Below are 23917 nucleotides of genomic sequence, written 5' to 3' on the forward strand. Positions count from 1 at the left end.
CCACGCCCCCGACCACGCCGCCCACCACCCCGACGACGACACCTCCGACGACGCCCCCCACCACCCCGCCGACGACCCCGCCCGCCTCCGGCGGCTGCACCGCGGCCGTGCACATCAGCAACTCCTGGTCCGGTGGCTTCCAGGCCGACGTGACGGTGCAGAACACCGGCACCCGGCAGACCGGCAGCTGGGCCGTCCGGCTGACGCTTCCCTCGGGCGTGCAGGTCGCGAGCGTCTGGAACGCGGCCGTCGACGCGTCGGCGCCCGCGACGACCCTGCGCAACGTCTCCTACAACGGCACCCTCGCGCCGTCCGCGAGCACCTCGTGGGGCATGACCCTGAACGGATCCGCCACGAATCTCGGCACCCCGGTCTGCACCGCCTCGTGACGGCGCCCGCGGCCGGCTGAAGGACCGGCGCCCGAGGGCCGCCGTGCGCACCGCGCGCACGGCGGCCCTCCGGCGTCCCCGGATGCCCGCGCACAAATGGCGGGCCGACCAGGGCGCCCATAGCTTCGAACCGCGCCCGCGCCGCCCACCCCCGAGGGGCGAGACGGCGGGCGCCATTCGACAGAAGGCCCTGGGACCTCGCGCAGCGCTGTTGCTCTGCCGGGGCGAGAAAGGCAGGTCACAGCAATGCTCGTACGGCACAGCACATACCTGGCGGGAGTCATGGCGGCCGCGGCGCTCGGCGCCGGCGTCGTGGCGGCGCCCGCCGCGCACGCCGAGGGAAGGCTCCACGTGGTGCGCGCAGGCCAGTCCGTCCAGGAGGCGGTCGACGCGGCCGCCGACGGGGACACCGTGCTGGTGATGCCCGGCACCTACCGGGAGAGCGTGCAGATCACGCGGAACGTGACGCTGATGGGCGCCGCCCCCGGCCAGGTCACGATCACCGCCCCGGCCGACCAGGGCGCCGGGTCCGCGCCCGCCGCCCCGCCCAAGAGCACCGCGGCCGCGTCCGGCGCCCCGGTGAACACCACGACGTCCACCACCGGCGCCGACACCGGCACCGCGCACACCGGCAAGCAGACCCCCGCCCCCGCTCCCGCGCAGTCCGAGCAGGGCACCGCCGTCAGCGGCACCACCACCCAGGCCGCGTGCGCCGCCGCCGGGCACGGCGTGTGCGTGACCGGCGCCGCCGGGAAGCCGCTCACCGCGGTCCGCATCGAGGCCCTCGACGTCACCGGCTTCCGCGCCAACGGGATCGACGCCTCCGGCACCGACCGCATGGTTGTCCGGCACGTCCTGGTTCAGGGCAACGGCGCCCAGGGCATCAGCCAGGAGAGGTCCACCCGCGCGGTGCTCAGCGACAACCGGGCGGTCGACAACGGCCAGTCGGGCATCTTCGTCGCCAACCTCGTCAGCGAGGAGGGCGGCGCGCTGGACACCGAGGGCACCGTCATCTCCGGCAACACCCTGACCGGCAACCGGATCGGCGTCACCATCCGCCGGGCGCGCGTCCTCACCGTCGAGGACAACACGGTCTCCGGCAACTGCGGCGGCGTCTTCGTCGTCGGCGACGAGAACAACCCGAAGGCCGGCGACCTCGACATCCGCGCCAACCGGATCACCGAGAACAACAAGTTCTGCGCCTCCAACGGCCGGCTCCCCGACATCCAGGGCACCGGCGTGCTGCTCACCGGCGCCGAGGACACCCGCGTCACCGACAACACCATCAGCGGCAACTCCGGCGCCTCGCCCATGTCCGGCGGCGTGGTGCTCTTCCCGAGCGAGGTCGGCGTCGCCAACGTGCGCGACCAGGTGAACGGCAACACCCTGACCGGCAACGTGCCCGCCGACATCGCCGACCGCGACACCAACGGCTCGGGCAACACCTTCAGCGCGAACTCCTGCGCCGTCTCCCAGCCGGCCGGCCGGTGCTGACCGTACGCCACGCCGGTCCGCCGCGCGCACCGCGGCCGCGTCCGATCCCGCCCCCGACCCGGCACGACCGAAAGGGCCGACCATGACCATGACCCGACCGGCCGCCGCGGCGCCGCAGGCCCCGCCCGCACCGCCGCAGCACGCCCCCGACCAGTCCGCGATGCGCATGCGCGAGCTGGTCTTCGGCGCCGCGTGCGCCGCCGCGATCCGCGCCGCCGCCCGGCTCGGCGTCGCCGACGCGCTCGGCGACGAGCCCGCCACCGCCGAGGAACTGGCCGCCGCCGTACGCACCGAGGCCCGGCCGCTCGGCCGGCTGCTGAGGGCGCTGGGCAGCTACGGCGTCTTCGCCGAACAGCCCGACGGCCGCTTCGCGCACACCGCGATGTCGCGGATGCTGCGCGAGGACGCGCCCGACTCGCTGCGCAACATCGCCCTGTGGTGCACCGAGCCGTGGACGTGGGAGGCCTGGCCGCGGCTGGACGAGGCCGTCCGGACCGGCCGCGACGTCGTCACCGACCTGTACGGCAAGCGCTTCTTCGAGTACCTGCACGACGACGCGCCCGAATCCGCCGCGGTGTTCAACAAGGCGATGACCCGCTCCAGCATGCAGTCCGCCCGCGACGTGGTGGACAGCCTCGACCTGACCGGCATCGCCTCCGTCGCCGACATCGGCGGCGGCCAGGGCCATGTGCTCGCCGGGCTGCTGGAGCGCTACCCGCAGCTGCGCGGCACCCTGCTCGACCTGCCCAAGGTCGTCGCGAACGCCGACCCCCGGCTGCGCGAGGGCGGCGCGTTGGCCGACCGCGCCACCCTGCTGCCCGGCGACTGCCGCAACGAAGTCCCGGTGCAGGCCGATCTCTACGTCATCAAGAACATCCTCGAATGGGACGACGACAGCACCCGCAGGACGCTGCGCAACGTCGTGGCGGCCGCCCGCCCCGGGGCCCGGGTGCTGGTGATCGAGAACCTGGTGGACGACAGCGCGTCCATGCGGTTCACCACCGCCATGGACCTGCTGCTGCTGCTCAACGTCGGCGGGCAGAAGCACACCAGGGAGAGCCTGGTCACGCGGATGACCGAAGCCGGCCTGGAGGTCGGCGAGGTGCGCCCGGTGGGCCCGTACCTGCACGCCTTCGACAGCGTCGTCCCCGCCGCCGTACGGGGAGGTCAGGCCTTGCGGGAGGACGTCAGGTGCGCGAAGACCACGACGTTGTCGGTGTAGTCGCGCTTGCTGCGGTCGTAGCTGCCCCCGCAGGTGATCAGGCGCAGTTGCGGGTCGGGGGTGTCGCCGTAGACCCGCTGGTTCGGGAAGTCGCCCTTGGAGAACTGCTCGACGGAGTCGACGGTGAAGACGGCCACCGTCCCGTCCGCCCGGGTGATCTCCACCGGGTCGCCGGGCTTGACCAGGCGCAGCATCAGGAAGACGGCCGGACCGGTCTTGGTGTCGACGTGCCCGGCCACGATCGCCGGGCCGCGCTCGCCGGGGCTGGGGCCGTCGGCGTACCACCCGACGAGGTTCTTGTCGCCGCCCGGGGGCGCGTCGAGATTGCCCGCGGAGTCCAGGTGCAGGCTGGTGAAGGGCGCGTTCACCCCGATGCCCTTGACGACCAGCCGGGTGGGGGCGGATCCGGGCAGCGGCGGCACGGTGACCATGGGCAGTGGCGCGATGGCGCTCTGGCCGCTCGCGGAGGCGCCGGGCGGCGCCGCGGCCGAGGCGGGCGGGGCGGGCAGGCCGCGGCCCGCGGAGTCGACCGAGCTGTAGATCATCAGGGCGCCGATCGCCGCCGAGGCGAGCGCCCACCGCACAGTGCGGGTGCGCGCGCGGGGCGGCGGGGCGTCCGCCGCGCGCACGGGCGGCGGCGGGTACTGCTGGGACGTCATGGGGTGGTGCCTTTCCTCGGGCCTTCCTCGGGGCCTTGCCGCGGCTCGCGAGCGGAAGCTTCCGGAAGCGGAGCCGGATATGCCGTGGCCACCGCCGCGGGGAGCGGCGGTGGCCACGGCAGGAGACAGCTGAGGAGCGTCAGCCGGTGATCAGCCGTTCACCGGAGGGCGGTTCAGACCAGGCCGCCGACCGGCGTGCGGCGACGGCGCAGCGCGACCGCACCGGCGCCGAGGCCGCCGAGCAGCAGCACCGAGCCGGCCGCCATGCCGCCACCGGACAGCGCCATGCCGCCGCCGCCGGTGTGCACGCCGCCGTGCGGGTGCTTGCCGTGCCACGAACCGGCGTCGCCCTGCTGGGTGGCGTCGTCCGAGGTGGTGCTGTCGGAGCCGGTCGCGGCGGAGTCGCTGCTGTTCTCCGTCGCCGACTGCGAGTCGTTCTGGGTGGTGGAGTGCGACGAACCGTGGCTGCTCGGGTCGTACGCGTTGACGGCACCCGTCGCGTGGGCGGCCGGGGCGGCGATGGCGAGGACTGCAGAGAGTGCAGCTCCGGCGAAGAGGGTGCGGGCAGTGCGCATGTGAGGTGTCCTTCCGTCGCGTCTGCGCCGGTCGACAGGCGGTCGGCCGAAGTGAATCGCAGGTGCGACGTGTTCACCGTCAGCCCCACGCACCCCACGCGCCACCGGAGAGGGCTGCAAGGGGGTGGTCCTTGCGCCCTCCGGGTGGCGGATTGGGCCGTCCGGACGACGAACGGCGGCTCAGGCGTCCTGGCCGACCGCAGCGCGGTCCCAGCGGTAGAACTCCCGCGCCATCGCGTCCTTGGGGGACCGCCAGGTCTCCGGGTCGTACGCGCTGACGTAGGGGGACAGCCGGCGGCTGACGTCCTGGAAATCGGGGTGCGAGGCGTGTTCCGCCACCTTGGGGCCGGGTGGGCCGTCCGCCTCGATCAGATGGAAGTAGAGGTCGCCGAACTGGAACAGGCTGCGGCTGCTCACCCCGATGAGCCGCGGCAGGTCGCCGCGGTCGGAGGTGCGGAAGACCTCGGCGATGTCGTCCGCGGAGCCGGGGGCCATCCGGGCGACGATCAGGGCGCGGTGCACGGCGGTACGTCCTTTCCTGGGCGTGGGGGAGCGAGGGCACTTCGGGGCCCGGGCGGGCCGACCCGCCCGGGCGCGGGGTCAGTTGGCGACGGGAACCTCTTCGCGGGCACGCTTCTCGATGGTGTCCCTGATGAGTTCGAGCTGGACCACCGAGTTGGCGTTGATCCGGGCCGTCATCCCGGCGTCGTCCACCGGCGCCTCCGGCTTCATCGCGAAGTCCTGGACCCAGCGCATCCGGGTGCCGCCGGGGACCTCGTGGTAGCTCCAGAAGATCTCCATGAAGTCGAACGGCCCGGTCTCCACCCGGCGGGCGGTCACGGTACGGGTCTCGGGGACCGGCTCGCGCTCGGACACCCAGCTCCACACCGTGCCGTTCTCGTCCGGGTGCATCGTGAGCCGGAAGGTGGTCTTGCGGCCCTCGCGCCGCAGGACCTCCACCGACGCGTACTCGCTGAACAGCTGCGGCCAGTGCTCCAGGTCGTTCGTCATGTCCCACACGAGGTCCAGCGGGGCGCCGATGACGATCTCGTTCTCGGTGTGTGCGGCCATGGCTCAGGCCCTCGCCTTCAGCACGCCGTTGACGACGTCCAGCAGCTCGCGCGGCGTGCGGCAGGCGTCGGCGTCGGCCGGGATGGTGGCGCCGTGCTCGTTCTCCAGCGCGCCCACGATGCCGAGCAGGCCCAGCGAGTCGAGGCCGAATTCGGCGAACGGGGTGTCGGACTGCAGCTCCAGGTCGGCCGGGTCGACGACGACGCCGGCCCGGCGCTCCATCAGCGCGGCCAGTTCCGCGTACGTGATCTCGGTGTGCATGAACGGCTCCTTGCGTGAGGGGTTTGGGTTCGGGAACGGGGGAGTGGGGACGGCGGTCACAGCCGGGCGTCCGCGCCGTGCCGCAGCACGAGCGCCGAGTTGTGGCCGAGCAGGCCGCGGCTGAGCACCAGCGCGGTGCGCAGGTCGGTGGGCCGGGCGTGGCCGGTGACCAGGTCGAGGCCGCCCGTCACGTCGGTGACGTTCGGGGTGGGCGGCACTACCGCGTGCTCCATGGCCAGCACCGCGCAGGCCACGTCCAGCGCCGCGGCTCCGCAGAAGGCGCGCCCGGTACCGGTCTTGGGGGCGGTGACCGGCACACGGGCCGCGTGCGGGCCCAGCGCGTCGGCCAGCGCCAGGGCCTCGGCATGGTCGGCGGCGGGCACGCCGAGCGCGTCCGCGAAGACCACGTCGACCTCCTCGGGCGCCGCGCCCGCCTCGGCCAGCGCGCCGCGGATCGCGTGCGCCAGGCCCTCGCGGGAAGCGGCCCAGTCCGCCGAGCCGGTGAAGGTCGAGGCGTGCCCGGCGACCACCGCCCGTGCGGTGACGCCGCGTTCGCGGGCCGCGTCCTCCTCCTCGGCGACGAACATCGCGCCGCCCTCGGCGGGGACGAAGCCGCACGCCCGGTCGGTGAAGGGCAGGTACGCCTGCTGCGGGTCGACCGCCCGGCTCAACTCCGGGTAGCCCAGCTGGCAGACGACCGAGTACGGCGCGAGCGGCGCCTCGGTCGCGCCCACCACCATGGCGTCGGTACCGCCCCGGATGCTGCGCGCGGCGTGTGCGAAGGCGTCGAGCCCCCCCGCCTCGTCGCTCGCGACCACCCCGCAGGGGCCCTTGAAGCCGCCGCGGATGGATATCTGGCCGGTGCTCGCCGCGTAGAACCAGGCGATCGACTGGTACGGGCCGACGTAGCGCGGCCCGCGGCCCCACAGCTGCTGGAGCTCGCGCTGGCCGAACTCGCCGCCACCGGAGCCGGCCGCGGTCACCACGCCGATGCCGTACTCCCCGGCACCCGCCGCGTCCAGCACCGCGTCGCGAAGGGCCATGTCGGCGGCGGCCATCGCGAAGTGGCTGAAGCGGTCGGTCTGCACCAGGAAGCGCTCCTCGACGAGCGAGGACGGGTCAAAACCCGGCACCTCGCCCGCGACGGCCAGCGGAAGCGCCTCGCAGCCCTCCCGGGTGACCGGGCCGAGGGCGCTCACGCCCTCCTTGACCGCCTTCCAGTACGCGTCGGTGCCCACTCCGACGGGGGCGACGACGCCCAGCCCGGTGATCACCGTACGGCGCCGCCGGCCGGTCCTTGCCGTGGTCGTTGCGGTCATCGGCTCGCCTCCTCCCGGTTGAGGACCACGGCGGACTGGAAGCCGCCGAAGCCGCTGCCGACGGACAGCACCGTCCGCAGCCGGCGCTCGCGCGCGACCTTCGGCACATAGTCGAGGTCGCACTCGGGGTCCGGGGTCTCGTAGTTGGCGGTGGGCGGCACCACACCGTGCTCCATCGCCAGCGCGCAGGCGGCCAGTTCGATCGCGCCGATCGCGCCGAGGGAGTGCCCGACCATCGACTTGATCGAGCTCATGGGGGTCCTGCGGGCGTGCTCGCCCAGCGAGCGCTTGACCGCGGCCGTCTCGTGCCGGTCGTTCTGCTTGGTGCCCGACCCGTGCGCGTTGACGTAGTCGACGGCGGTGCGGTCGGTCCTGCCGTGCGCGAGCGCGTGGTCGATGGCCCGCGACATCTCCAGTCCCTCGCGGGTGAGGCCGGTCATGTGGTGGGCGTTGCCGAACGAGGCATAGCCCGTGACCTCGCAGTAGACGTGCGCGCCGCGGGCCCGCGCGTGCTCCAGCTCCTCCAGGACCAGCACCGCGCCGCCCTCGCCGAGGACGAAGCCGTCCCGGTCGGCGTCGAAGGGGCGCGAGGCGTGCGCCGGGTCGTCGTTGTTCGGCGAGGTGGCCTTGATGGCGTCGAAGCAGGCCACGGTGATCGGGGAGATCGGCGAGTCCGACGCGCCGGCTATGCAGATGTCGGCGCGCCCCTCCTCGATGGTCTGGAAGGCGTAGCCGACCGCGTCCAGGCCCGAGGTGCAGCCGGTGGAGACCGTCTGGACCGGGCCGCGCGCGCAGACCTGCTCGGCGACCTCGGCCGACAGCGCGCTCGGGGTGAAGGCCCGGTGCAGATGCGCCTCGGCCTTCGCCGGGTCCACGTCCCAGCGGTCACCGCCCGCGCTCACCAGGGCGTAGTCGTGCTCCAGCCGGGTCGTGCCGCCCACCGCGGTGCCCAGCGACACCGCGATCCGCCAGGGGTCCTCGGTCTGCGGGTCCAGCCCCGAGTCGTGCAGCGCCTCGTCCGCCGCGGCCATCGCGAACTGCACGTAGCGGTCGGCGCGGGCCAGCCGTACCGGGTCGAGCCCGACGCCGGCCGGGTCGAAGTCGCACTCGGCGGCTATTCGGGAGCGGAAGCCCGTGGCGTCGAACCGCGAGATCCGCCGGGTCGCCGTCCGCCCCGCGGACAGCAGGTCCCAGAAGGCCGGTACGCCCACCCCGCCCGGGGCGACCACCCCGAGGCCGGTGACCGCGACGCGCCTGGTCACTTGACCGCTCCCGCCGCCTCCGCCGGACGCCCGGCGGCGGCCGGGGAGCCTTCGGCGGGCAGCAGCGGGTTGCCCGCGGCGTCCTCGGTGTCGACATGGCCCAGCTCCGGGCGCGGTGCGAGCGGGCCGAGGTGGAAGACCATACGGGCCGTGCCGGTGCCGACGTTGCGGAAGCGGTGCCGCACGTCCTTGGGGATCAGCAGCCCGTGGTCGGGCGAGAGCGCGTACGCCGTCCCGTCCAGGTCGACCTCCAGTTCGCCCTCGACGACGAAGACGAACTCCTCGGAGTAGGGGTGGTAGTGCTCGGCGATGCGCTCGCCGCGCTGCAGGATCGCGACGCCCATGAAACCGCTGGTCGAGCCGCTGACGGTCGGGGTGAGCATGGCGCGCAGATCACCGCCGCGGCGCCGGTTGGGCTGGACGTCGTCGACGTGCACGATCCGGTGGGGTTGAGCGGTCATGACGGGTGCCTCCAGTGGTGTCACGGCGGCCGGCCGCGGAAGGGGAGCGGACGTGTCGCCTGCGGTGGTGCGGTGCTGCCGGGCCGTGCGGCCAGCCGTCACACGTCCTGCGAGTGGCGGTCGGTGAGCAGGGTCATCCGGCAGTGCGCGAGCAGCTCCGCGCGCCCCTGGTCCGTACCGAGGTTGCGGACGGCGCCGGGCAGTTCGAGCTGCCGGCCCAGCTCCGCGGCCAGGTCGCGGTCCGCCGTGCCGGTGGTCAGCGCCAGGTCGGCGTCCGCAGCGTCGGCCAGGTCCACGACCCGCACGACGACGTCGTCGCGCTGGAAGACCGTGCTGCGGACCAGCGAGCCGGTCGGGTCGGCCGCCGCCAGCTCGTCGGACCGCGCCAGCACCCGGGCCGCCGCGGCGCCGCTGCCGCCGCGCACCGGGTACTGCAGCGCGTACCGCCGCACCGTGCCGGCGCGCTCGGCCACGGCCACGGCCTCGTGCACCGCCGGCAGCGCCGCCCGGCTGAAGAACGCGCGCGCCGACTCGGCGGAGGTCAGGTCGCGCTCCTCCTCCAGATACGGGTTGATGGCCTCCTCGACCGCCCGCACCTCGGGCTGCTGCGCGACGTGCCGCAGCGCCGCGGAGAGGCTGCCGCGCACCTCCACCGCCCGCACCACCCGGTTGCCCAGCATGAACAGCGACGTCCGGCACAGCCGGGTCGCGGAGTCGACGCGGGCCGACGGCGAGGCGTACTCGCTCAGCAGCTTCGCGACGACCTCCTCGCTGCCGGGCCGGACGGTGAAGGTGATCGCGTGCCGGATCCGGCCGTCGCCCGCCCGTTCCGGGCGCGGTGCGCGGCTGCCGGAGTGGCCGGTCGCCGACGTCTCGCGCAGCACCTCGTAGCGCAGCGACCGGGTGTCGTTGACGCAGTCGTGCATGGGCTTGACCATCTCGCGGTGCTCGGCGCTCTCCACCCAGGACAGGAAGGGCGCGGCGCTCTCCCACTCGCTGGTGATGAGCCACTGCGACGGGTCCTCGATGGACTGGCACAGCTGGTCGCTGACATGGCCGGGCACCGAGGCGACCTGGTCGCGCAGCAGCTGGTAGGCGTCCAGGAAGGCCTGCTGCGCGCCCTTCCTGACGTCCAGCATCAGCACCACGCGCAGCGTCGCGGGCTCGGTGGCCCCTGCGGTGACGGCAGTGCCCGCCGTTCCCGGTTCTCCGGACAGGGTCGTCATCTTCCACTTCTCCTTCACGGTGCCGCCCTTCGGCGGCGGGTCTCACGTGCGGGCTTGTCGCGGGTGGGCTGCCGCGCGGCCGTGTCCGACTGCCCATCTGCCATCCCCTGGTTTTCCGATCGTGCGTCGATGCCGCCAACGCCGCGAGATCTGCGGTCCATGTGGGCGAATGCGCGGCCGCCGCAACCCTGTGGGCCGCCGACCGGGCAAGGAGAGAGGCGGGACCGGACGAGGGCGTGCCGGGCCCCCGGGCCGCGCCGCACCCGGCGCAGGTCCCGGCAGCACCGGCAGCACCGGCGGCCCACCGCCGTCGCGCCCCGCGCCCGTACAGGCAGGAGCAACAGATGCAACCGACGTCCACCGACCGCGGCCGCGGTGACCGCACCGAGCACGTACCGGTCCTCGTCATCGGCGGGTCCCTGGTGGGGCTGTCCGCCTCCCTCTTCCTCGGCCGGCTCGGCGTGCGCCACCTGCTCGTGGAGAAGCACGCGGCGACCTCGCACCATCCGCGCGGCCGCGGCAACAACGTGCGCACCATGGAGATCTACCGGACCGCGGGCGTCGAGCCGGCGATCCGCGAGGCCGCCTCCGTGCTGGCCCGCAACCACGGCATCCTGCAGGCCGAGTCGCTCACCGGCGCCAACCAGCACTGGCTCTTCCGGGAGATCGACCCCGGCGGCGGCCTGGCCGCGCTCAGCCCGTCGGGCTGGTGCCTGTGCAGCCAGAACGACCTGGAACCGGTGCTGCTGCGGCACGCCCGCGACCTGGGCGGCGACATCCGCTTCGGCACCGAGCTGACGTCCTTCACGCAGGACGCGGACGGGGTGACCGCGGAGATCCTGGACCGGGAGAGCGGCACCACCCGCACCGTGCGCGCCGACTACCTCGTCGCCGCCGACGGGCCGCGCAGCCCCGTACGGCGCGCGCTGGGCATCGGCCAGACCGGCGCGGGCGAGCTCTTCCACAACGTCAGCGTCACCTTCACCGCCAAGCGCCTCGCCGAGGTCGTCGGCGACCGGCACTTCATCGCCTGCTACCTCACCAACCCGGACGCGGACGGCGCGCTGCTGCCCGTCGACAACCAGGACGAGTGGGTCTTCCATCTGCCCTGGCACCCCGAGGACGGCGAGCCGCTGGAGGCCTTCACCGACGAGCGGTGCGCGGCGCACATCCGCACCGCGGTCGGCGCGCCCGGCCTGGAGATCGAGATCACCGGCAAGGCCCCCTGGCACGCCGCCGAGCGGGTCGCCGAGAGCTACGGGCAGGGCAGGGTGTGGCTGGCCGGCGACTCGGCCCACGAGATGTCACCGACCGGCGCGTTCGGCTCCAACACCGGTATCCAGGACGCCCACAACCTGGCATGGAAGCTCGCCGCGGTGCTCGGCGGCTGGGCCGGCCCCGGACTGCTGGAGACCTACGGGCAGGAGCGGCGGCCGGTCGCCGTCGCCACCAGCGCCCGCGCCTCCGAGCGCTCCGCCGAGCACAGCCACCCCGGCTACGACGCCCTGCCCACCGGGGGCAACCGGCAGAGCGGCGTGCTGACCGTGGCGCTCGGCTACCGCTACCCGGCGGGTGCGGTCGTCGGCGTGGACCCGGACCGGCCGGTGGTGCCGCAGCCCCCGGTGCCCCCCGCGCCGCCCGCGGGCCCCGGCGGCACCGGCGGCCCGGTCGTTCCGCACACCCCCGCCATGCCCGGCGAACAGCCGCCTCCCGGCGGCCCGGTCCTGCCGCCGCGCGGTCAGGCAGCCGCCCGCCCGGGGCCGAAGGGCCCGCGGCTGTGGACCGGCGAGCCGGGCACCCGCGCCCCGCACCTGTGGGTCACCCGCGGCGACGAGCGGCTGTCCACGCTCGACCTCTACGAGAAGGTGCCGGTGCTGCTCAGCGGCGCCGGCGCGGACGCCGGCTGGCACGCCGCCGCCGAACGCGCCGCCCGCAGCCTCGGGGTGCCGCTGGACCGCTACCGCATCGGCGGCGGCCCCGGCGCCGACCTCGTCACCGAGCCGGACGCCGACTGGGCCGCGGCGCACACCACGTCCGAGGATGGCGCGGTGCTCGTCCGTCCCGACGGTTTCGTGGCCTGGCGTTCGCCCACGGCCGCCCCGGACCCGGAGGCGGAGCTGACGGCTGTGCTGCGGGAGGTGCTGAGGCTGGCGTGACGAGGGAGCGCCCCGCCCGCGCTCGGGAAAGACGGCACCGCCACCGCAAGGGGCAGTCGCCCAGGGGCGCGTGAGGGCACCTCCCAGGCGCAGCTCCAGTGCGAGGTGCGCGACCCGCCGAAGCGGGCGGAGGTTGGCGCAAAGCGCTTCACGGGGCAGCTCGTGGCGCGGAGCAACCGCGCGCGGAGGCCCGGCAAAGCACTTCATGGGGCAGCCCGTGGCGTAAAGCGCCTGCACACGCGCATGCGGCGGCGGCCGCCGGTGGGAGCCGGCGGCCGCCGCCGCTGTTGCGCGTCGTGCGCGGGGTTCAGGCCGTCAGGCCACCGTCGTGCTGAACGCGGCGTGCAGCCTGCGGGTGTGGTCGACCTCGCGCACCTGACCCGTGAGGGTCGCGACCACCGTCAGCCGCTGGTCCGTGGAGGACGCGCCGAGCCGCAGCTCCAGCTCGCCGGGCTCCACGACGCGGCGGCCGTCGCGTCCGGTGAAGGACGCCAGGTCGGCCGGCACGGTGACCTCGACCCGGGCGGACTGCCCCGGCTCCAGGTCCACCCGGCGGTAGCCGATCAGCCGCTGAACCGGCTGCACCACGGAGGCGACCGGGTCGTGCAGGTAGAGCTGCACGATCTCGGTGCCCGCGCGCTCACCGGTGTTGCGGACGGTGAACGACAGGCTGATCTCGCCGTCGGTGCCGGCTTCCAGCTCCGGCACCTCCAGGTCGTCCCACTGGAAGCTGGTGTACGTCAGACCGTGGCCGAAGCCGTAGGCCGGCGTCGGGTCGATGTTGGACGACTCGCTCGCGTGCGAGAGCTTGGCCACCAGGTACGTGGACGGCTGGGTGCCCGGGCTCCGCGGGATGCTGACCGGCAGCTTGCCGGACGGCGCCACGCGGCCGGACAGCACGCCGGCGACCGCCCGCGTGCCTTCCTCACCGGGGAAGAACGTCTGCACGATCGCCGCGGCCTCGTCCACCGCGCGGCCCAGCACGTACGGCCGGCCCGCGAGCATGGTGACGACGACCGGGGTGCCGGCGTCGAGGAGCGTGTCGAGCAGCTGCTGCTGCACGCCGGGGAGCGTGAGCGACTCGCTGTCGCAGCCCTCGCCGCTGGTGCCGCGGCCGAAGAGTCCGGCACGGTCGCCGAGCGCGAGGACAACGATGTCCGCCTCGGCGGCCAGCTGCGCGGCCTCGGCGAAGCCGCTGGTGTCGTCGGTGTCGATGTCCGAGCCGCGCGCCGTGGTGATCTCGCTGTCCGGGAACTCCTCGGCCAGCGCCTCGCGCAGGGTGGGCAGCTCGATGCCGAGCGGCATTTCGGGATGCTGGCTGCCGACGTGCACCGGGAAGGAGTAGCAGCCGAGCACCGCGGTCGGGACCTCGGCGTTGGGGCCGATGACCGCGATCTTCGCGGGGCGGGCGAGCGGCAGCGTGCCGCCCTCGTTGCGCAGCAGCACGACGGCCTGCTCGGCGATCTCGCGGGCGACCGCCCGGTTGCCGGCCGAGTCGAGGTCCACCGAGCCGCGCAGCGCGGCGGTGTCCGCGGTGTCCACGCCGTCCAGCGCGGCGGGCACCGGGTTCCAGTCCGGGTCCAGCAGGCCGAGCTCGACCTTCTGCACCAGGACGCGGCGCAGGGCGCGGTCGATGTGCGCCTCGGGCACCTGGCCGTCGGCGATCGCCTTGAGCAGCGGCTCGCCGAACGCCTTGACGGTCGGCAGCTCGACGTCCACGCCCGCGTTGAGGGCGGCGCCGGCTGCCTCGCCGAGGTCGCCGGCCACACCGTGCAGCAGCTGGAGGAAGGCGATGCCGAAGTAGTCCGCGACGACCGTGCCGGTGAAGCCCCACGTGTCGCGGAGTAGGCCGGTCAGCAGGTCGGGGTCGGCGGCCGCGGGCACACCGTCGATGTCGGTGTAGGCGTGCATGACCGACCGGACGCCGCTCTCCCGGATCGCCATCTCGAACGGCGCCAGCATGACGTCGGCGCGCTCCCGGGGGCCCATGCTGACGGGCGCGAGGTTGCGTCCGGCGCGTGAGGCCGAGTAGCCGACGAAGTGCTTGAGCGTCGCCACGATGCCGGTGGACTCCAGGCCCTGGACGTACGCGGTGGCCACCGTGCCGATGAGATACGGGTCCTCGCCGATCGTCTCCTCGACCCGGCCCCAGCGGGCGTCGCGGACCACGTCGAGCACCGGGGCCAGGCCCTGGTGCACGCCGACGGCGCGCATGTCCTGCCCGATCCGGGCCGCCATCGAGCGGACCAGCTCCGGGTTGAAGCTGGCGCCCCACGACAGCGGTACGGGGTAGGCGGTCGCGCCCCAGGTCGCGAAGCCGGCCAGGCACTCCTCGTGCGCGACGGCCGGGATGCCGAAACGGTTCGCCGCCGCGATGCTCCGCTGCGTGCGCAGCAGTGACAGCGCGCCGAGCGCCGGGTCGACCGGCGCGGTCCCGTACGACCTGGTCAGCTGGCCGAGACCCTGCGGCAGCAGGCTCTCAAGGGTGACCGGTTCCTCCATCTCGTGCTGGTACGGGGCGACCTCGCCGCCCTCGTCGGACGCACCCACCCAGATCCCGAACAGCTGCGCGACCTTCTCCTGCACGGTCATCGCCGCGATCAGCGCATCCGCCCGGACTTCCGGGGCGAGGGAGGTGTCCCTCCAGGGGGGAGTAGCGGACTTAGTCTCTTCGGCCATGGTGCCGGTCACTTTCCTCCGACGCCCATGAGTCCCTGGACCAGGGCACGGCGGGCGAACAGGTAGACGATGAAGATGGGCAGCATCGACAGCACGACCGCGGCCAGCAGACCGGGGACATCGATGCCGTGCTCGGTCTGGAACTGGAACAGGCCCATGGTGATGACCCGCGACTTGTCGGTCTGGGTCAGGACCAGCGGGAAGAGGAAGCCGTTCCACGCCTGGAGGGCGGAGAAGACCACGATGGTGGACAGACCGCTCTTGGACAGCGGCACCACCAGCTGGAAGAACGTCCGCATCGGCGAGGCGCCGTCCATGGCCATGGCCTCGTACAGCTCGGAGTTGATCTCCCGCATCACGCCGGTCAGGACCAGCGCGCAGACCGGCAGCGAGAACGCGGCGGTCGGCAGGATGAGGCCGATGAGGTTGTCGTACAGGCCGGCCTTGGTGATGACGTAGAACATCGGGATGATCACCGCCTGCGACGGGATCGCCAGGCCGAGCAGGAACAGCCGGAAGACACCGGTGGTGGTCTTGCCCTGGCTGCGCACGATCGCGTACGACAGCGGCGGGATCAGCACCAGCACGATCGCCACGACGGCCACCGTGACCAGGACCGTGTTCAGGAAGAAGTGCCCGAACCCGTTGGAGAAGTCCTGGGTGTAGTTCGACAGCGTGAAGTGCTTCGGCCAGGACAGCGGGCCGTTGGCCGCGTAGTCCGAACGGCTCTGCAGGGTCGCCGCGAGCATCACGTACAGCGGCAGGCCGATCAGGACCAGCCAGACGAGCGAGCCGAAGCCGGCGAGGTAATTGGGACGGCGCTTCATCACAGTCCCTCCGACGAGCTGCGCATCTTGTCGTATCCGGAGAACTTGACGATGACGAGCGAGATGATCGTGGCGATCACGACCAGGACCATGGCGATGGCCGAGCCGTAGCCGAAGTCGAAGTTCTTGAACGCCTGTACGTAGGAGTAGTACGGCGTGGTCGTGGTGTCCGTGCCGGGACCGCCCTGGGTCAGGATCAGCACGGTGTCGAACACGGTCATGCCGCCCACCACCATGAGGATCATCGAGGTGACCATGGTGGTGCGCAGCTGCGGCAGCGTGATGGACCAGAACTGCCGGAAGCGCCCGGCGCCGTCGATCGCCGCGGCCTGGTAGAGCACCTGCGGGATCGCGCGGGCCGCACCCTGGTAGATCAGGGTGTGGAACGGCGTGTACTGCCACGCGCCGACGAAGATCAGCACGCCGATGGACGTGCCCTGGTGACCGAAGAGGTTGCCGTCGCCGAACAGCCACTTGGCCTGGGACGGAATACCGAAGTTCGGGTCGAGCAGGGCGCGCCACAGGATGGAGATCGCTGTCGCCGACAGCAGCAGCGGGATGAAGTAGATCGCGGACAGGATCGCCCGGTTGCGCTGCTTGCCGGCCGCCCACACGCCGAGCAGGATGCTCAGCGGGGTCTGGACGACGACGCCGAGCACCGTGACCATCAGGGTGAGCCAGATGCTCTGCAGCATCACGTGGTCGTGGAACAGCGTCTTCCAGTTGTCCACGCCGGTGAAGGACAGGGAGCTGATGCCGTCCCAGTTGGAGAAGGACAGCACCGCCACCATGACCAGCGGCAGGACGGCGAACAGCATGAAGAACAGGGTGGCGGGCGCCGCCCAGGCAAAGCCTGGGCGGGCCACGGAGGCGCCGGACCTGCGGCCCGGCCGGCCGGCGCCGGCCCGGAGTACGGGCCGGCGCTTCTCCACCCTGGGTGAATCAGTGGTGGTCATTTCTGGATCCCGGTTCAGGACGTGGGCAGGGCCTGCATGGCCTTGATGAACCCGTCGGCGTCGAGCTTGCCGTCGAAGAACTGCTGCACCGCGGTGTGCATCGCGTTGGCGGCCGACTGCGGGTAGGCCTGGTCCCACGAGAGCTGGAAGGACGGCGCGGCCTTCACGAGGTCGTACTGGTACTTCGCGTAGGCCGGGTCGGCGGCCTGGTCCAGGAAGTTCGTGGTGTTGGTGGTGGTCGGCAGGTTGCCGATCGCCACGTGGGCCTTCACGAACTCGTCGCTGTACTGCAGCTTCAGGAACTGCGCGATGGCGTCGGCGTGCTTGGTCTTCTTGAGGACCGAGTAGTAGTTGTTCGTGTTGCCGACGATGTCGGTCTGGTCGCCCTTGCCGTCCGGGACGGTCGGGAAGCTGCTGTAGCCCAGACCGGTCTTGGCGAAGTCAGGGTTGTCCTGCTGCTGCTGCGAGTAGTACCAGGAGCCCATGAGCTCGAAGGCAGCCTTGTTCTGCGCGACCAGCGCGACCGAGCCGCCGTCGGTGTACTTGACCGAGTCGAAGTTGCTGCCGAAGGCGCCCGCGTCGATCAGTTCCTTGAGCTTGCCGAGCGCCGCGCGGCTCTCCGGCGTGTCCCAGGCGGACTTGTCGCCGCCGAGGGCCTTGTCGAACAGGCCCGGGCCGGCCATGCGGTCGTACATGTACTCGTACCACATGAGGGTCGGCCACTGGTCGCCGCCACCGAGGGCGATCGGGGTGATCTTCTTGGCCTTGAGGACCTTGACCGCGTTGATCAGGTCGTCCCAGGTCTTCGGCGCGGCCAGACCGTTGTCGGCCAGGACCTTCTTGTTGTTGAACAGCATGACGGGCTGGGTGCCGCGCATGGGGATGCCGTAGGACTTGCCGTCGACCACAGCGCCGTTGAACACCGAAGGCAGGAACTGCGACTTCAGGTTGGGGTCCTTGGCGATCATGTCGTCGAGCGGCAGGAGGAGGCCGGCCTTGACGAAGGGCGCGATGCTGCCGCCGCCCCAGTTGAAGAAGACGTCCGGGGCCTGCTTGGTGTTGATGATCGTCTGCAGCTTGGTCTGGTAGTCCGCACCAGGGATCGTCTGCAGCTTCGCCTTGACCTTCGACGTCTTGTTGAAGGTGTCGACGATCTGCTTCTCGACCTTGTTGCTCGCGTCACCGTAGACGAGCACCGTGAAGCTGCCAGAGCTGCTGCTGCTGGAGCTGCCACCGCCGCACGCGGCCAGCGTCAGCCCGAGGGCGAGTACCACGCTGCCGGCCACAGCACGGGGAAGCCATCTCTTCTTCATCGTCCAGCCTTTCGAAATGTTTCGGCATCCTCGCCGAAAATTGCTGCGCGGTGTGACGCTATGGCGCAGCTTCGAAACGGTCAACCCTCGGGCTCCGGGTTATCAAAGCGTTACGCGCAGATGTGTCGTACGCTGCGCTCTTATGGATGAAGAGGTGGACGAGAGTCGGGTCACGCTCGCCCAGGTCGCCGAAACTGCCGGGGTCTCCGTCTCGACAGTTTCGAAAGTGCTGAACGGGCGTCAGGACGTCTCGGCGCTGACGAGGTTGAAAGTTGAACGACTCCTGGAGCTGCACGGATACCGCCGGACGACCCGTGGCGGATCCGAGGCGCCCCTGATCGAGATCGTCTTCCACGAGCTGGACGCCATCTGGGCCATGGAGCTGATCCTGGGCGTCGAGAAGGTCGCCAAGGAGATCGGCGGCAGCGTGGTGCTCACCGAGAGCGGGACCCGCCACTCGCCGGACAACGAGTGGATCGAGGGGGTCCTGCGGCGCCGCCCGATGGGCGTGATCCTGGTCTTCTCGGCGCTGCCCCACGAGTTCAAGCAGCAGCTCAGGAGCCGTTCGATCCCTTTTGTGATCATCGATCCGGCCGGCGACCCGGAGCCCGACGTGCCCTCGGTGGGGTCGGCGAACTGGTCCGGCGGTCTCGCCGCGACCCGGCATCTGATCGAACTCGGACACCGCCGTGTCGGAATAATCACAGGGCCCGAGGACATGATGTGCTCGCTCGCCCGGCTGGACGGCTTCCGCTCGGCCATGACGACCGCCGGTCTCGACATCGACCCCGACCTCATCGCCTTCGGTGACTTCCACGTCGAGGGCGGCTACGAGCAGGCGATGCGGATGCTGGGCCGCCCCGACCGGCCCACCGCGATCTTCGCCGGCAGCGACCTGCAGGCCATCGGCGTCCTGGAGGCGGCGGGTGCGCACGGGCTGCGCACCCCCGTCGACCTCTCGGTGGTCGGCTACGACGACGTCGCCGTCGCCCAGTGGTCCCGCCCGGCCCTGACCACCGTGCGCCAGCCGCTGCGGCGGATGGCCGAGGAGGCCTCGCGGATGATGCTGCGGCTGCGCGCGGCGCCCGGCAGCACGTCCACCACCCGCATGGAGCTCGCCACCAGCCTGGTCATCCGGCGCAGCACCGCGCCGCCGCCGTCGGCCTGATCACGAGGTCACCCGCCCGGGGGCGGATGACCCGGGGCGTCGAGCGGTATTTTTGAACATATGCCCCTGAACGGTGCATCCGACGGCACGCATCTGCCGAGGGTCGCCTACTCGACGACGGCCCGGCTGGCGGCCGCGCTGCTGCTGCTCGGGCTGCTGCTGGTCGTCGACGTCGCCGGCGGGGAGCGGATCAGGATCGGCGGGCTCATGGTGGGGGTGCCCGCGCTGTCGGCGGTCTTCCTCGGCCCCTGGGCCGTCCTGCTGCTGGTCGCCGCCACCTTCCCGTGCCTGGCGATCGCGGCCTGGAACAACGGTCAGCTCGACGCGGTGAACTTCCCCGTCGTCATGGCCACCACCACCCTCATCGGCGGCGCGTCCGTGCTGGCCGCCGCCGTCCGGCAGCGCCGCGAACGCGAGCTGGCCCAGGCCAGGTGGGTCGCCGCGGTCACCCAGCGGGCCCTGCTGCGCCCGCTGCCGTCCCGGCTCGGCCCGCTCGCCATCGCGTCCACCTACCTCGCCGCCGACCGCGAGGCGGCCATCGGCGGTGACCTCTACGCCGCCGCGGACCTCGGCGGCGGCCGCATCCGCGTGATGGTCGGCGACGTCCAGGGCAAGGGCATGGCCGCCGTGGAGGTCACCGGCATGCTGCTGGCCGCCTTCCGCCGCAGCGCCCGCCACCGCACCCCACTGCGCGCGCTGCCCGCGGACCTCGACGAGAGCCTGCGTGACGACCTCACCGACCTCACGGACTCCGCGGAACTCCCGCTGGAACCGCTGCCCCCGCCGCCCTCCGCACACGAGCCCGAGCCCGCGGCGGCTCCCGTCACCGCCGGCTTCCTGGAGCGCTTCGTGACGGCCGTGGTGGTCGACGTCGCCCCCGGCGGCGGAAGCATCAGCATCGTGAACTGCGGCCACCCGCCGCCGATCCTGCTGCACCGTGGCGAGGTCCTGCCGCTGGAGTCCGCGCACCCCGCGGTGCCGTTGGGCCTCGGCGACCTCACGCCGGAGACCCAGCAGCTGGACACGTACGACCTCGCGGTCGGCGACGTGCTGCTGCTCTACACCGACGGTGTGATCGAGGCCAGGGACGACGACGGCGCCTTCTACCCGCTGACCGAGCGGCTCGTGCACTGGAGCGGCCTCGCCCCCGCCGACCTGCTCACCGCCCTGACCGCGGACCTGGCCCGGCACGTCGGCAGCCGCCTCGGCGACGACGTCGCGGTGGTGGCCCTGCAGCGGAGGGCGTGACCGCACCCGCGCCGTCCCGGCCCGGCCGCGCGACCTGCCCGCAGCACCTGCACCGCGCCTCCGCAGCGGGGCGCCCACCGCCCACCGGGGGGTTTTCGGCGCGCCGCCGCGTGCCACGGGCGGCGCCCGGCCGCCCCGCGGTTAGTGTGCGCTGACCACCGGGCGGGGTGCCGTACCGCTCCGCGCGGCCCGTCCGTACGCCCGCCGACCGCACCCGCGGGCCGCGCCGTTCGTATACGATCCGGGCGCGCCGCGGGCGCCGAGCCAGGAGGCGACCCATCAGCGAGCAGACCCCGGCCGCCCCCGCTCCCGCCACCCCCGCCGGCGCGGCGCCCGGCAGCCAGCCGAAGGAGGCCGACGCGCTGCGGGACATGCTGCGCCGGCCGCAGTACCGGCGGGCGCTGGTCTTCAGCGGGTTGATCGGCATCCCGGTGTCGCTCGTCGCCTTCTGGTTCCTGGCCGCCCTGCACGAGCTCCAGCACCTCATCTGGACCCAATGGCCGCACGACCTCGGCTACGACCGGGCGCCGTGGTGGTGGTCACTGGCCGGTGCGGCCGTCGCGGGCGCGGGCACCGCCCTGGTGGTGCTGCGCTTCCCCGGCCGCGGCGGGCACGTGCCGGTGGCCGGCCTGCACTCCGGCGGCGCCACCCCGGCATCGCTGCCGGGTGTGGTCCTCGCCGCGCTGTGCTGCCTGCCCTTCGGCGTCGTGCTCGGGCCCGAGGCGCCGCTCATTGCGCTCGGCGGCGGCCTGGCGCTGCTCTTCCGCGACCTGGTCCGCGCCCCCGCCACGCAGGCGAGCACCGCGCTGGTCGGCGCCGCGGGCGCCGCCGCGGCCATCGCCGCGATCTTCGGCAACCCGCTGGTGGCCGCCGTCATGCTGATGGAGGTCGCCGGTGTCGGCGGGCCCCAGCTCTTCGCCGTCATGCTGCCCGCGCTGCTGTCCAGCGGCGTCGGCGCGATCGTCTTCACCGGCTTCGGCCACTGGACCGGGCTGAAGACCGGCAGCCTGGAGATCGGACTGCCCGCGCCCCCGCTGCTCGACGCCGGCGACGTGGTGTGGTCGGTGCTGATGGCCGCGCTCATCGCGGTCGTGATCCACTACGTCATGCTGGCCGGCCGCCGCACCGCGATCCTGGTCGCCGCCCACCCGCTGCGCAACACGCTCCTCGCCGCGCTCGCCATGGGGAGCTGCGCCGCCGCGTACACCGGCATCACCGGGCGGTCGCCGACGGACGTCGCCCTGTCCGGGCAGTCCACGCTGCCGGACCTGGCCGCGCACCCGCACGCCTGGTCGGTGGGCGCGCTGGTCGCGGTGCTGGCCTTCAAGTCCGCGGGCTACGCGCTGAGCCTCGGCAGCCTGCGCGGCGGGCCGATCTTCCCCTCGCTCTTCCTCGGCGCGGCCTTCGGGGTGCTGCTCGCACCGCTGCCCGGCTTCGGCGTCGTGCCCGCCACGGCTGCGGGGATGGCCGCGGCGACGGCCGCCGCGATGCGGCTGCCGGTGAGCACCGTGGTGCTGGTGGCGCTGCTGCTCGGCCACACCGGCTCGCTGCCCGTGGTGGTGCTGGCAGCGGTGACCGCCTTCGTGATCATCGAACTGCTCCCCGAGGGCCCGCCCGTCCCGCCCTTCCGCGACCGCACCGGCTCCCGCGCGCCCTCCGGTCCGGCCTCCGGTCCGGCCTCCGGCTCCGGCTGAGCGTCCGCCTCTCACCGGCCCGACGGCGTGACCAGGCCCGTCTCGTACGCCATGACGACCGCCTGGGTGCGGTCGCGCAGCCCCAGCTTGGCCAGGATCCGGCTCACATGCGTCTTGACGGTCTCCTCCGTGACCGTCAGCTGCGCGGCGATCTCCGCGTTGGACAGGCCCTGCGCGACCAGCCGCAGCACCTGCGTCTCGCGCGGGGTCAGCGCGGACAGCTCGGCGGACGGCCGGGCGGCGGGGGAGTCGGGGGCGGCGGCCGGGCGGAGGCGGGCGAACTCGGCGATCAGCCGGCGCGTCACGCCCGGTGCGAGCAGCGCCTCTCCCGCCGCGACGATCCGCACCGCCTCGAAGAGGCGCTCCGCCGTGACGTCCTTGAGCAGGAAGCCGCTCGCCCCGGCGCACAGCGCGTCGTAGACGTAGGCGTCCAGGTCGAACGTGGTCAGGATGAGCACCCGTGGCGCGGCGCCCTCCGCGGACGTCAGCCGCCGGGTCGCCTCGATGCCGTCCAGCACCGGCATCCGGACGTCCATCAGCACGACGTCGGGCGCCAGCTCGCCGCACGCGGCCACGGCCTCGGCCCCGTCGCACGCCGTGCCGACGACGGTGAAGTCCTGCTGGGTGTCCAGCAGCGCCGCGAAGCCCGTCCGCACCACCTGGTGGTCGTCCGCGACGAGGACCCGCACCGGCGGCGGGGGAGCGGCGCTCACCGCAGCACCTCCGCGCCGGCCGGGAGCGTGGCCTCGACCACGAAGCCGCCGCCCGGAGCCCGCCCGCAGCTGAGCGTGCCGCCCGCCGCCGCGGCGCGCTCCCGCATCCCGGGCAGGCCGTGCCCGCCGGACACCCCGGCGGCAGCCGGTGCGGCGCCCGGTCCCGGCCCGTTGTCGCGCACCCGCAGCCGCAACGCGTCGTGCGCGTAGTGCAGTTCCACATCCACCGCAGCGCCCCTGGCGTGCCGCCGTACGTTGGTCAGCGCCTCCTGGACGATGCGGAAGGCCGCCAGCTCCACCCCCGGGTCCAGCGCCGCGGCCGGGCCGGACACGATCAGCCGCACGCCCGCGCCCGAGGCGCTCCTGGCCTCGTCGACCAGCTCGGTGAGCTGCTGCAGGCCCGGCTGCGGGCGGCGCTCGGCCGCGTCCACCTCGGCGTCCTGCCGCAGCACCCCGAGCAGCCGGCGCATCTCGGTCAGCCCGGCGCGGGCGGTGTCGCCGATGTCCGACAGCCGCTGCGCACCCGCGGGCGGCATCCCGGGCGTGGTCAGCCGTGCGGTCTCCGCCTGGACCGCGATCATGGATATGTGGTGCGCCACCACGTCGTGCAACTCCCGGGCTATTCGGGCCCGCTCACCGCGCGCGGTGTGCTCCAGCAGGCTGCGCGCGCTGACCTGCCGGGCCGCGCTGTGCACCCTGGCCTCCGCCCGCGCCGCCCGTGCGGCCCCGGCCCACGCCGCGGCCGGCGCGGCGGACGCGGCCAGCAGTGCCAGCACCCGCGCCTCCCCCGCCAGGCGCGGGTCGCACAGCGCGGCCACCGGGAAGGGCACGGCCAGGCCCACCGCGAGCGCCACCCGCGCACCGCCCCCCGCCGGCGCCCCCGCGGCCAGCCGGTGCAGGGTCAGCGGCACCGCCACCGCCCCGGCTGCCGTGAACGTGCCGAACGCGGCCAGGGACAGCACCGCTGCCGTCACTCCCGCGACCGCCGCAGGCGGCGCGGACAGGAACACCGGCGGCACCGTCGTCGCGAGTGCCAGCAGCGCCACCACCAGCAGCGCGAACGCTGGTGAGCCCCCGCCGCCCGCCACCGCGACCCGCACCGCCGCCTCCGTGACCGCGGCAGCGGCGAGCAGCGCCGCCACCACCGCCGGAGCCCGTGGCGACGCCGCGAACTCCCCGACCCTCGTGGTGTCCTTCGGCCTCACACCGGCATTCTCCCGCCAA

The 23917-nt window shown here is 73.4% G+C and carries 22 protein-coding genes; 7 read left to right on the forward strand and 15 right to left on the reverse strand.

Features of this window, described 5'->3' with window-relative positions:
- The 3 genes from IH54_RS40085 to IH54_RS0122285 all read left to right on the forward strand — a co-directional run.
- Nucleotides 1-389 (forward strand): cellulose binding domain-containing protein (locus IH54_RS40085; RefSeq protein ID WP_043181899.1); only part of this gene is annotated, 389 nt, incomplete at its 5' end.
- Nucleotides 390-635: 246 nt separating this feature from the next.
- Complete coding sequence (locus IH54_RS0122280) at nucleotides 636-1883, forward strand: right-handed parallel beta-helix repeat-containing protein (protein ID WP_031519555.1); 1248 nt, start codon at nucleotides 636-638, stop codon at nucleotides 1881-1883.
- Nucleotides 1884-1965: 82 nt separating this feature from the next.
- Nucleotides 1966-3105: a methyltransferase gene (locus IH54_RS0122285; protein ID WP_420711794.1), complete on the forward strand. Its 1140-nt coding sequence runs from the start codon at nucleotides 1966-1968 to the stop codon at nucleotides 3103-3105.
- Here IH54_RS0122285 and IH54_RS0122290 read toward each other — a convergent pair.
- The 9 genes from IH54_RS0122290 to IH54_RS0122330 all read right to left on the reverse strand — a co-directional run bounded on the left by IH54_RS0122290 (nucleotide 3051) and on the right by IH54_RS0122330 (nucleotide 9939).
- Nucleotides 3051-3764 carry a class F sortase gene (locus tag IH54_RS0122290; protein ID WP_031519559.1) on the reverse strand — a complete coding sequence of 238 codons (714 nt, stop codon included), beginning with the start codon at nucleotides 3762-3764 and terminating at the stop codon, nucleotides 3051-3053. The genes IH54_RS0122285 and IH54_RS0122290 overlap by 55 nt on opposite strands.
- 173 nt (nucleotides 3765-3937) lie before the next feature.
- Nucleotides 3938-4339, reverse strand: a complete 402-nt coding sequence (locus tag IH54_RS0122295) for a hypothetical protein (RefSeq protein ID WP_031519561.1) — start codon at nucleotides 4337-4339, stop codon at nucleotides 3938-3940.
- Nucleotides 4340-4519: 180 nt separating this feature from the next.
- Nucleotides 4520-4861 carry a TcmI family type II polyketide cyclase gene (locus IH54_RS0122300; RefSeq protein ID WP_031519563.1) on the reverse strand — a complete coding sequence of 114 codons (342 nt, stop codon included), beginning with the start codon at nucleotides 4859-4861 and terminating at the stop codon, nucleotides 4520-4522.
- Between the two features lie 78 nt (nucleotides 4862-4939).
- Nucleotides 4940-5410 (reverse strand): SRPBCC family protein, encoded by a 471-nt coding sequence (locus IH54_RS0122305; RefSeq protein ID WP_031519565.1) that lies wholly within the window; start codon nucleotides 5408-5410, stop codon nucleotides 4940-4942.
- Between the two features lie 3 nt (nucleotides 5411-5413).
- Nucleotides 5414-5671, reverse strand: a complete 258-nt coding sequence (locus IH54_RS0122310; protein ID WP_031519568.1) for an acyl carrier protein — start codon at nucleotides 5669-5671, stop codon at nucleotides 5414-5416.
- A gap of 56 nt (nucleotides 5672-5727) precedes the next feature.
- Nucleotides 5728-6990: a beta-ketoacyl synthase N-terminal-like domain-containing protein gene (locus IH54_RS0122315; protein WP_031519570.1), complete on the reverse strand. Its 1263-nt coding sequence runs from the start codon at nucleotides 6988-6990 to the stop codon at nucleotides 5728-5730.
- The gene (locus IH54_RS0122320; protein ID WP_031519573.1) at nucleotides 6987-8252 is read right to left on the reverse strand and encodes a beta-ketoacyl-[acyl-carrier-protein] synthase family protein; all 1266 of its coding nucleotides are present in this window, start codon (nucleotides 8250-8252) and stop codon (nucleotides 6987-6989) included. Before IH54_RS0122320 ends, IH54_RS0122315 begins: the two co-directional genes overlap by 4 nt.
- Nucleotides 8249-8713, reverse strand: coding sequence for a cupin domain-containing protein (locus IH54_RS0122325; RefSeq protein WP_031519575.1), 465 nt, complete (start codon nucleotides 8711-8713; stop codon nucleotides 8249-8251). Before IH54_RS0122325 ends, IH54_RS0122320 begins: the two co-directional genes overlap by 4 nt.
- A gap of 98 nt (nucleotides 8714-8811) precedes the next feature.
- On the reverse strand, nucleotides 8812-9939 hold the full coding sequence (locus IH54_RS0122330; protein ID WP_031519577.1) for a SchA/CurD-like domain-containing protein: 1128 nt from the start codon (nucleotides 9937-9939) through the stop codon (nucleotides 8812-8814).
- 344 nt (nucleotides 9940-10283) lie between these two features.
- On the opposite strand from IH54_RS0122330, the gene IH54_RS40090 reads away from it, so the two are divergent.
- A complete protein-coding gene (locus IH54_RS40090; protein WP_043181885.1) occupies nucleotides 10284-12095 on the forward strand; it encodes an FAD-dependent oxidoreductase in 1812 nt (603 codons plus the stop codon).
- Nucleotides 12096-12410: 315 nt separating this feature from the next.
- Here IH54_RS40090 and IH54_RS0122340 read toward each other — a convergent pair whose 3' ends face one another.
- The 4 genes from IH54_RS0122340 to IH54_RS0122355 are packed head-to-tail and all read right to left on the reverse strand — an operon-like array spanning nucleotide 12411 to nucleotide 17870.
- Nucleotides 12411-14774, reverse strand: coding sequence for a beta-glucosidase family protein (locus IH54_RS0122340; protein ID WP_031519581.1), 2364 nt, complete (start codon nucleotides 14772-14774; stop codon nucleotides 12411-12413).
- Nucleotides 14775-14782: 8 nt separating this feature from the next.
- The gene (locus IH54_RS0122345) at nucleotides 14783-15601 is read right to left on the reverse strand and encodes a carbohydrate ABC transporter permease (protein WP_031519583.1); all 819 of its coding nucleotides are present in this window, start codon (nucleotides 15599-15601) and stop codon (nucleotides 14783-14785) included.
- Nucleotides 15601-16557: a carbohydrate ABC transporter permease gene (locus IH54_RS0122350; protein ID WP_078862439.1), complete on the reverse strand. Its 957-nt coding sequence runs from the start codon at nucleotides 16555-16557 to the stop codon at nucleotides 15601-15603. The genes IH54_RS0122345 and IH54_RS0122350 overlap by 1 nt, the downstream gene beginning before the upstream one ends.
- Before the next feature lie 14 nt (nucleotides 16558-16571).
- Nucleotides 16572-17870: an ABC transporter substrate-binding protein gene (locus IH54_RS0122355; RefSeq protein ID WP_031519587.1), complete on the reverse strand. Its 1299-nt coding sequence runs from the start codon at nucleotides 17868-17870 to the stop codon at nucleotides 16572-16574.
- 142 nt (nucleotides 17871-18012) lie between these two features.
- On the opposite strand from IH54_RS0122355, the gene IH54_RS0122360 reads away from it, so the two are divergent.
- From IH54_RS0122360 to IH54_RS0122370, 3 genes are all read left to right on the forward strand, one after another.
- On the forward strand, nucleotides 18013-19038 hold the full coding sequence (locus IH54_RS0122360; protein WP_031519589.1) for a LacI family DNA-binding transcriptional regulator: 1026 nt from the start codon (nucleotides 18013-18015) through the stop codon (nucleotides 19036-19038).
- 60 nt (nucleotides 19039-19098) lie between these two features.
- Nucleotides 19099-20286, forward strand: coding sequence for a PP2C family protein-serine/threonine phosphatase (locus tag IH54_RS0122365; RefSeq protein WP_078862440.1), 1188 nt, complete (start codon nucleotides 19099-19101; stop codon nucleotides 20284-20286).
- 371 nt (nucleotides 20287-20657) lie between these two features.
- Nucleotides 20658-21980, forward strand: coding sequence for a chloride channel protein (locus tag IH54_RS0122370; protein ID WP_043181887.1), 1323 nt, complete (start codon nucleotides 20658-20660; stop codon nucleotides 21978-21980).
- A gap of 11 nt (nucleotides 21981-21991) precedes the next feature.
- Here the strand turns inward: IH54_RS0122370 and IH54_RS0122375 are convergent, their stop codons facing one another.
- Both IH54_RS0122375 and IH54_RS47750 read right to left on the reverse strand, forming a co-directional pair.
- Complete coding sequence (locus IH54_RS0122375) at nucleotides 21992-22693, reverse strand: response regulator (protein WP_031519596.1); 702 nt, start codon at nucleotides 22691-22693, stop codon at nucleotides 21992-21994.
- On the reverse strand, nucleotides 22690-23898 hold the full coding sequence (locus IH54_RS47750) for a sensor histidine kinase (RefSeq protein WP_043181890.1): 1209 nt from the start codon (nucleotides 23896-23898) through the stop codon (nucleotides 22690-22692). The genes IH54_RS0122375 and IH54_RS47750 overlap by 4 nt, the downstream gene beginning before the upstream one ends.
- Nucleotides 23899-23917: the final 19 nt, after the last annotated feature.

The organism is Streptomyces sp. NRRL F-5123, from assembly GCF_000721495.1.
Taxonomy (GTDB): Bacteria; Actinomycetota; Actinomycetes; order Streptomycetales; family Streptomycetaceae; genus Actinacidiphila.

What these genes read in the sequence shown, in the direction of transcription:
- IH54_RS0122280 (WP_031519555.1), top strand. Translation starts at nt 636, where the DNA reads ATGCTCGTACGGCACAGCACATACCTGGCGGGAGTCATGGCGGCCGCG.
- IH54_RS0122285 (WP_420711794.1), top strand. Translation starts at nt 1,966, where the DNA reads ATGACCATGACCCGACCGGCCGCCGCGGCGCCGCAGGCCCCGCCCGCA.
- IH54_RS0122290 (WP_031519559.1), bottom strand. Translation starts at nt 3,764, where the DNA reads ATGACGTCCCAGCAGTACCCGCCGCCGCCCGTGCGCGCGGCGGACGCC.
- IH54_RS0122295 (WP_031519561.1), bottom strand. Translation starts at nt 4,339, where the DNA reads ATGCGCACTGCCCGCACCCTCTTCGCCGGAGCTGCACTCTCTGCAGTC.
- IH54_RS0122305 (WP_031519565.1), bottom strand. Translation starts at nt 5,410, where the DNA reads ATGGCCGCACACACCGAGAACGAGATCGTCATCGGCGCCCCGCTGGAC.
- IH54_RS0122310 (WP_031519568.1), bottom strand. Translation starts at nt 5,671, where the DNA reads ATGCACACCGAGATCACGTACGCGGAACTGGCCGCGCTGATGGAGCGC.
- IH54_RS0122315 (WP_031519570.1), bottom strand. Translation starts at nt 6,990, where the DNA reads ATGACCGCAACGACCACGGCAAGGACCGGCCGGCGGCGCCGTACGGTG.
- IH54_RS0122325 (WP_031519575.1), bottom strand. Translation starts at nt 8,713, where the DNA reads ATGACCGCTCAACCCCACCGGATCGTGCACGTCGACGACGTCCAGCCC.
- IH54_RS0122330 (WP_031519577.1), bottom strand. Translation starts at nt 9,939, where the DNA reads ATGACGACCCTGTCCGGAGAACCGGGAACGGCGGGCACTGCCGTCACC.
- IH54_RS40090 (WP_043181885.1), top strand. Translation starts at nt 10,284, where the DNA reads ATGCAACCGACGTCCACCGACCGCGGCCGCGGTGACCGCACCGAGCAC.
- IH54_RS0122340 (WP_031519581.1), bottom strand. Translation starts at nt 14,774, where the DNA reads ATGGCCGAAGAGACTAAGTCCGCTACTCCCCCCTGGAGGGACACCTCC.
- IH54_RS0122345 (WP_031519583.1), bottom strand. Translation starts at nt 15,601, where the DNA reads ATGAAGCGCCGTCCCAATTACCTCGCCGGCTTCGGCTCGCTCGTCTGG.
- IH54_RS0122350 (WP_078862439.1), bottom strand. Translation starts at nt 16,557, where the DNA reads ATGACCACCACTGATTCACCCAGGGTGGAGAAGCGCCGGCCCGTACTC.
- IH54_RS0122355 (WP_031519587.1), bottom strand. Translation starts at nt 17,870, where the DNA reads ATGAAGAAGAGATGGCTTCCCCGTGCTGTGGCCGGCAGCGTGGTACTC.
- IH54_RS0122360 (WP_031519589.1), top strand. Translation starts at nt 18,013, where the DNA reads ATGGATGAAGAGGTGGACGAGAGTCGGGTCACGCTCGCCCAGGTCGCC.
- IH54_RS0122365 (WP_078862440.1), top strand. Translation starts at nt 19,099, where the DNA reads ATGCCCCTGAACGGTGCATCCGACGGCACGCATCTGCCGAGGGTCGCC.
- IH54_RS0122370 (WP_043181887.1), top strand. Translation starts at nt 20,658, where the DNA reads ATGCTGCGCCGGCCGCAGTACCGGCGGGCGCTGGTCTTCAGCGGGTTG.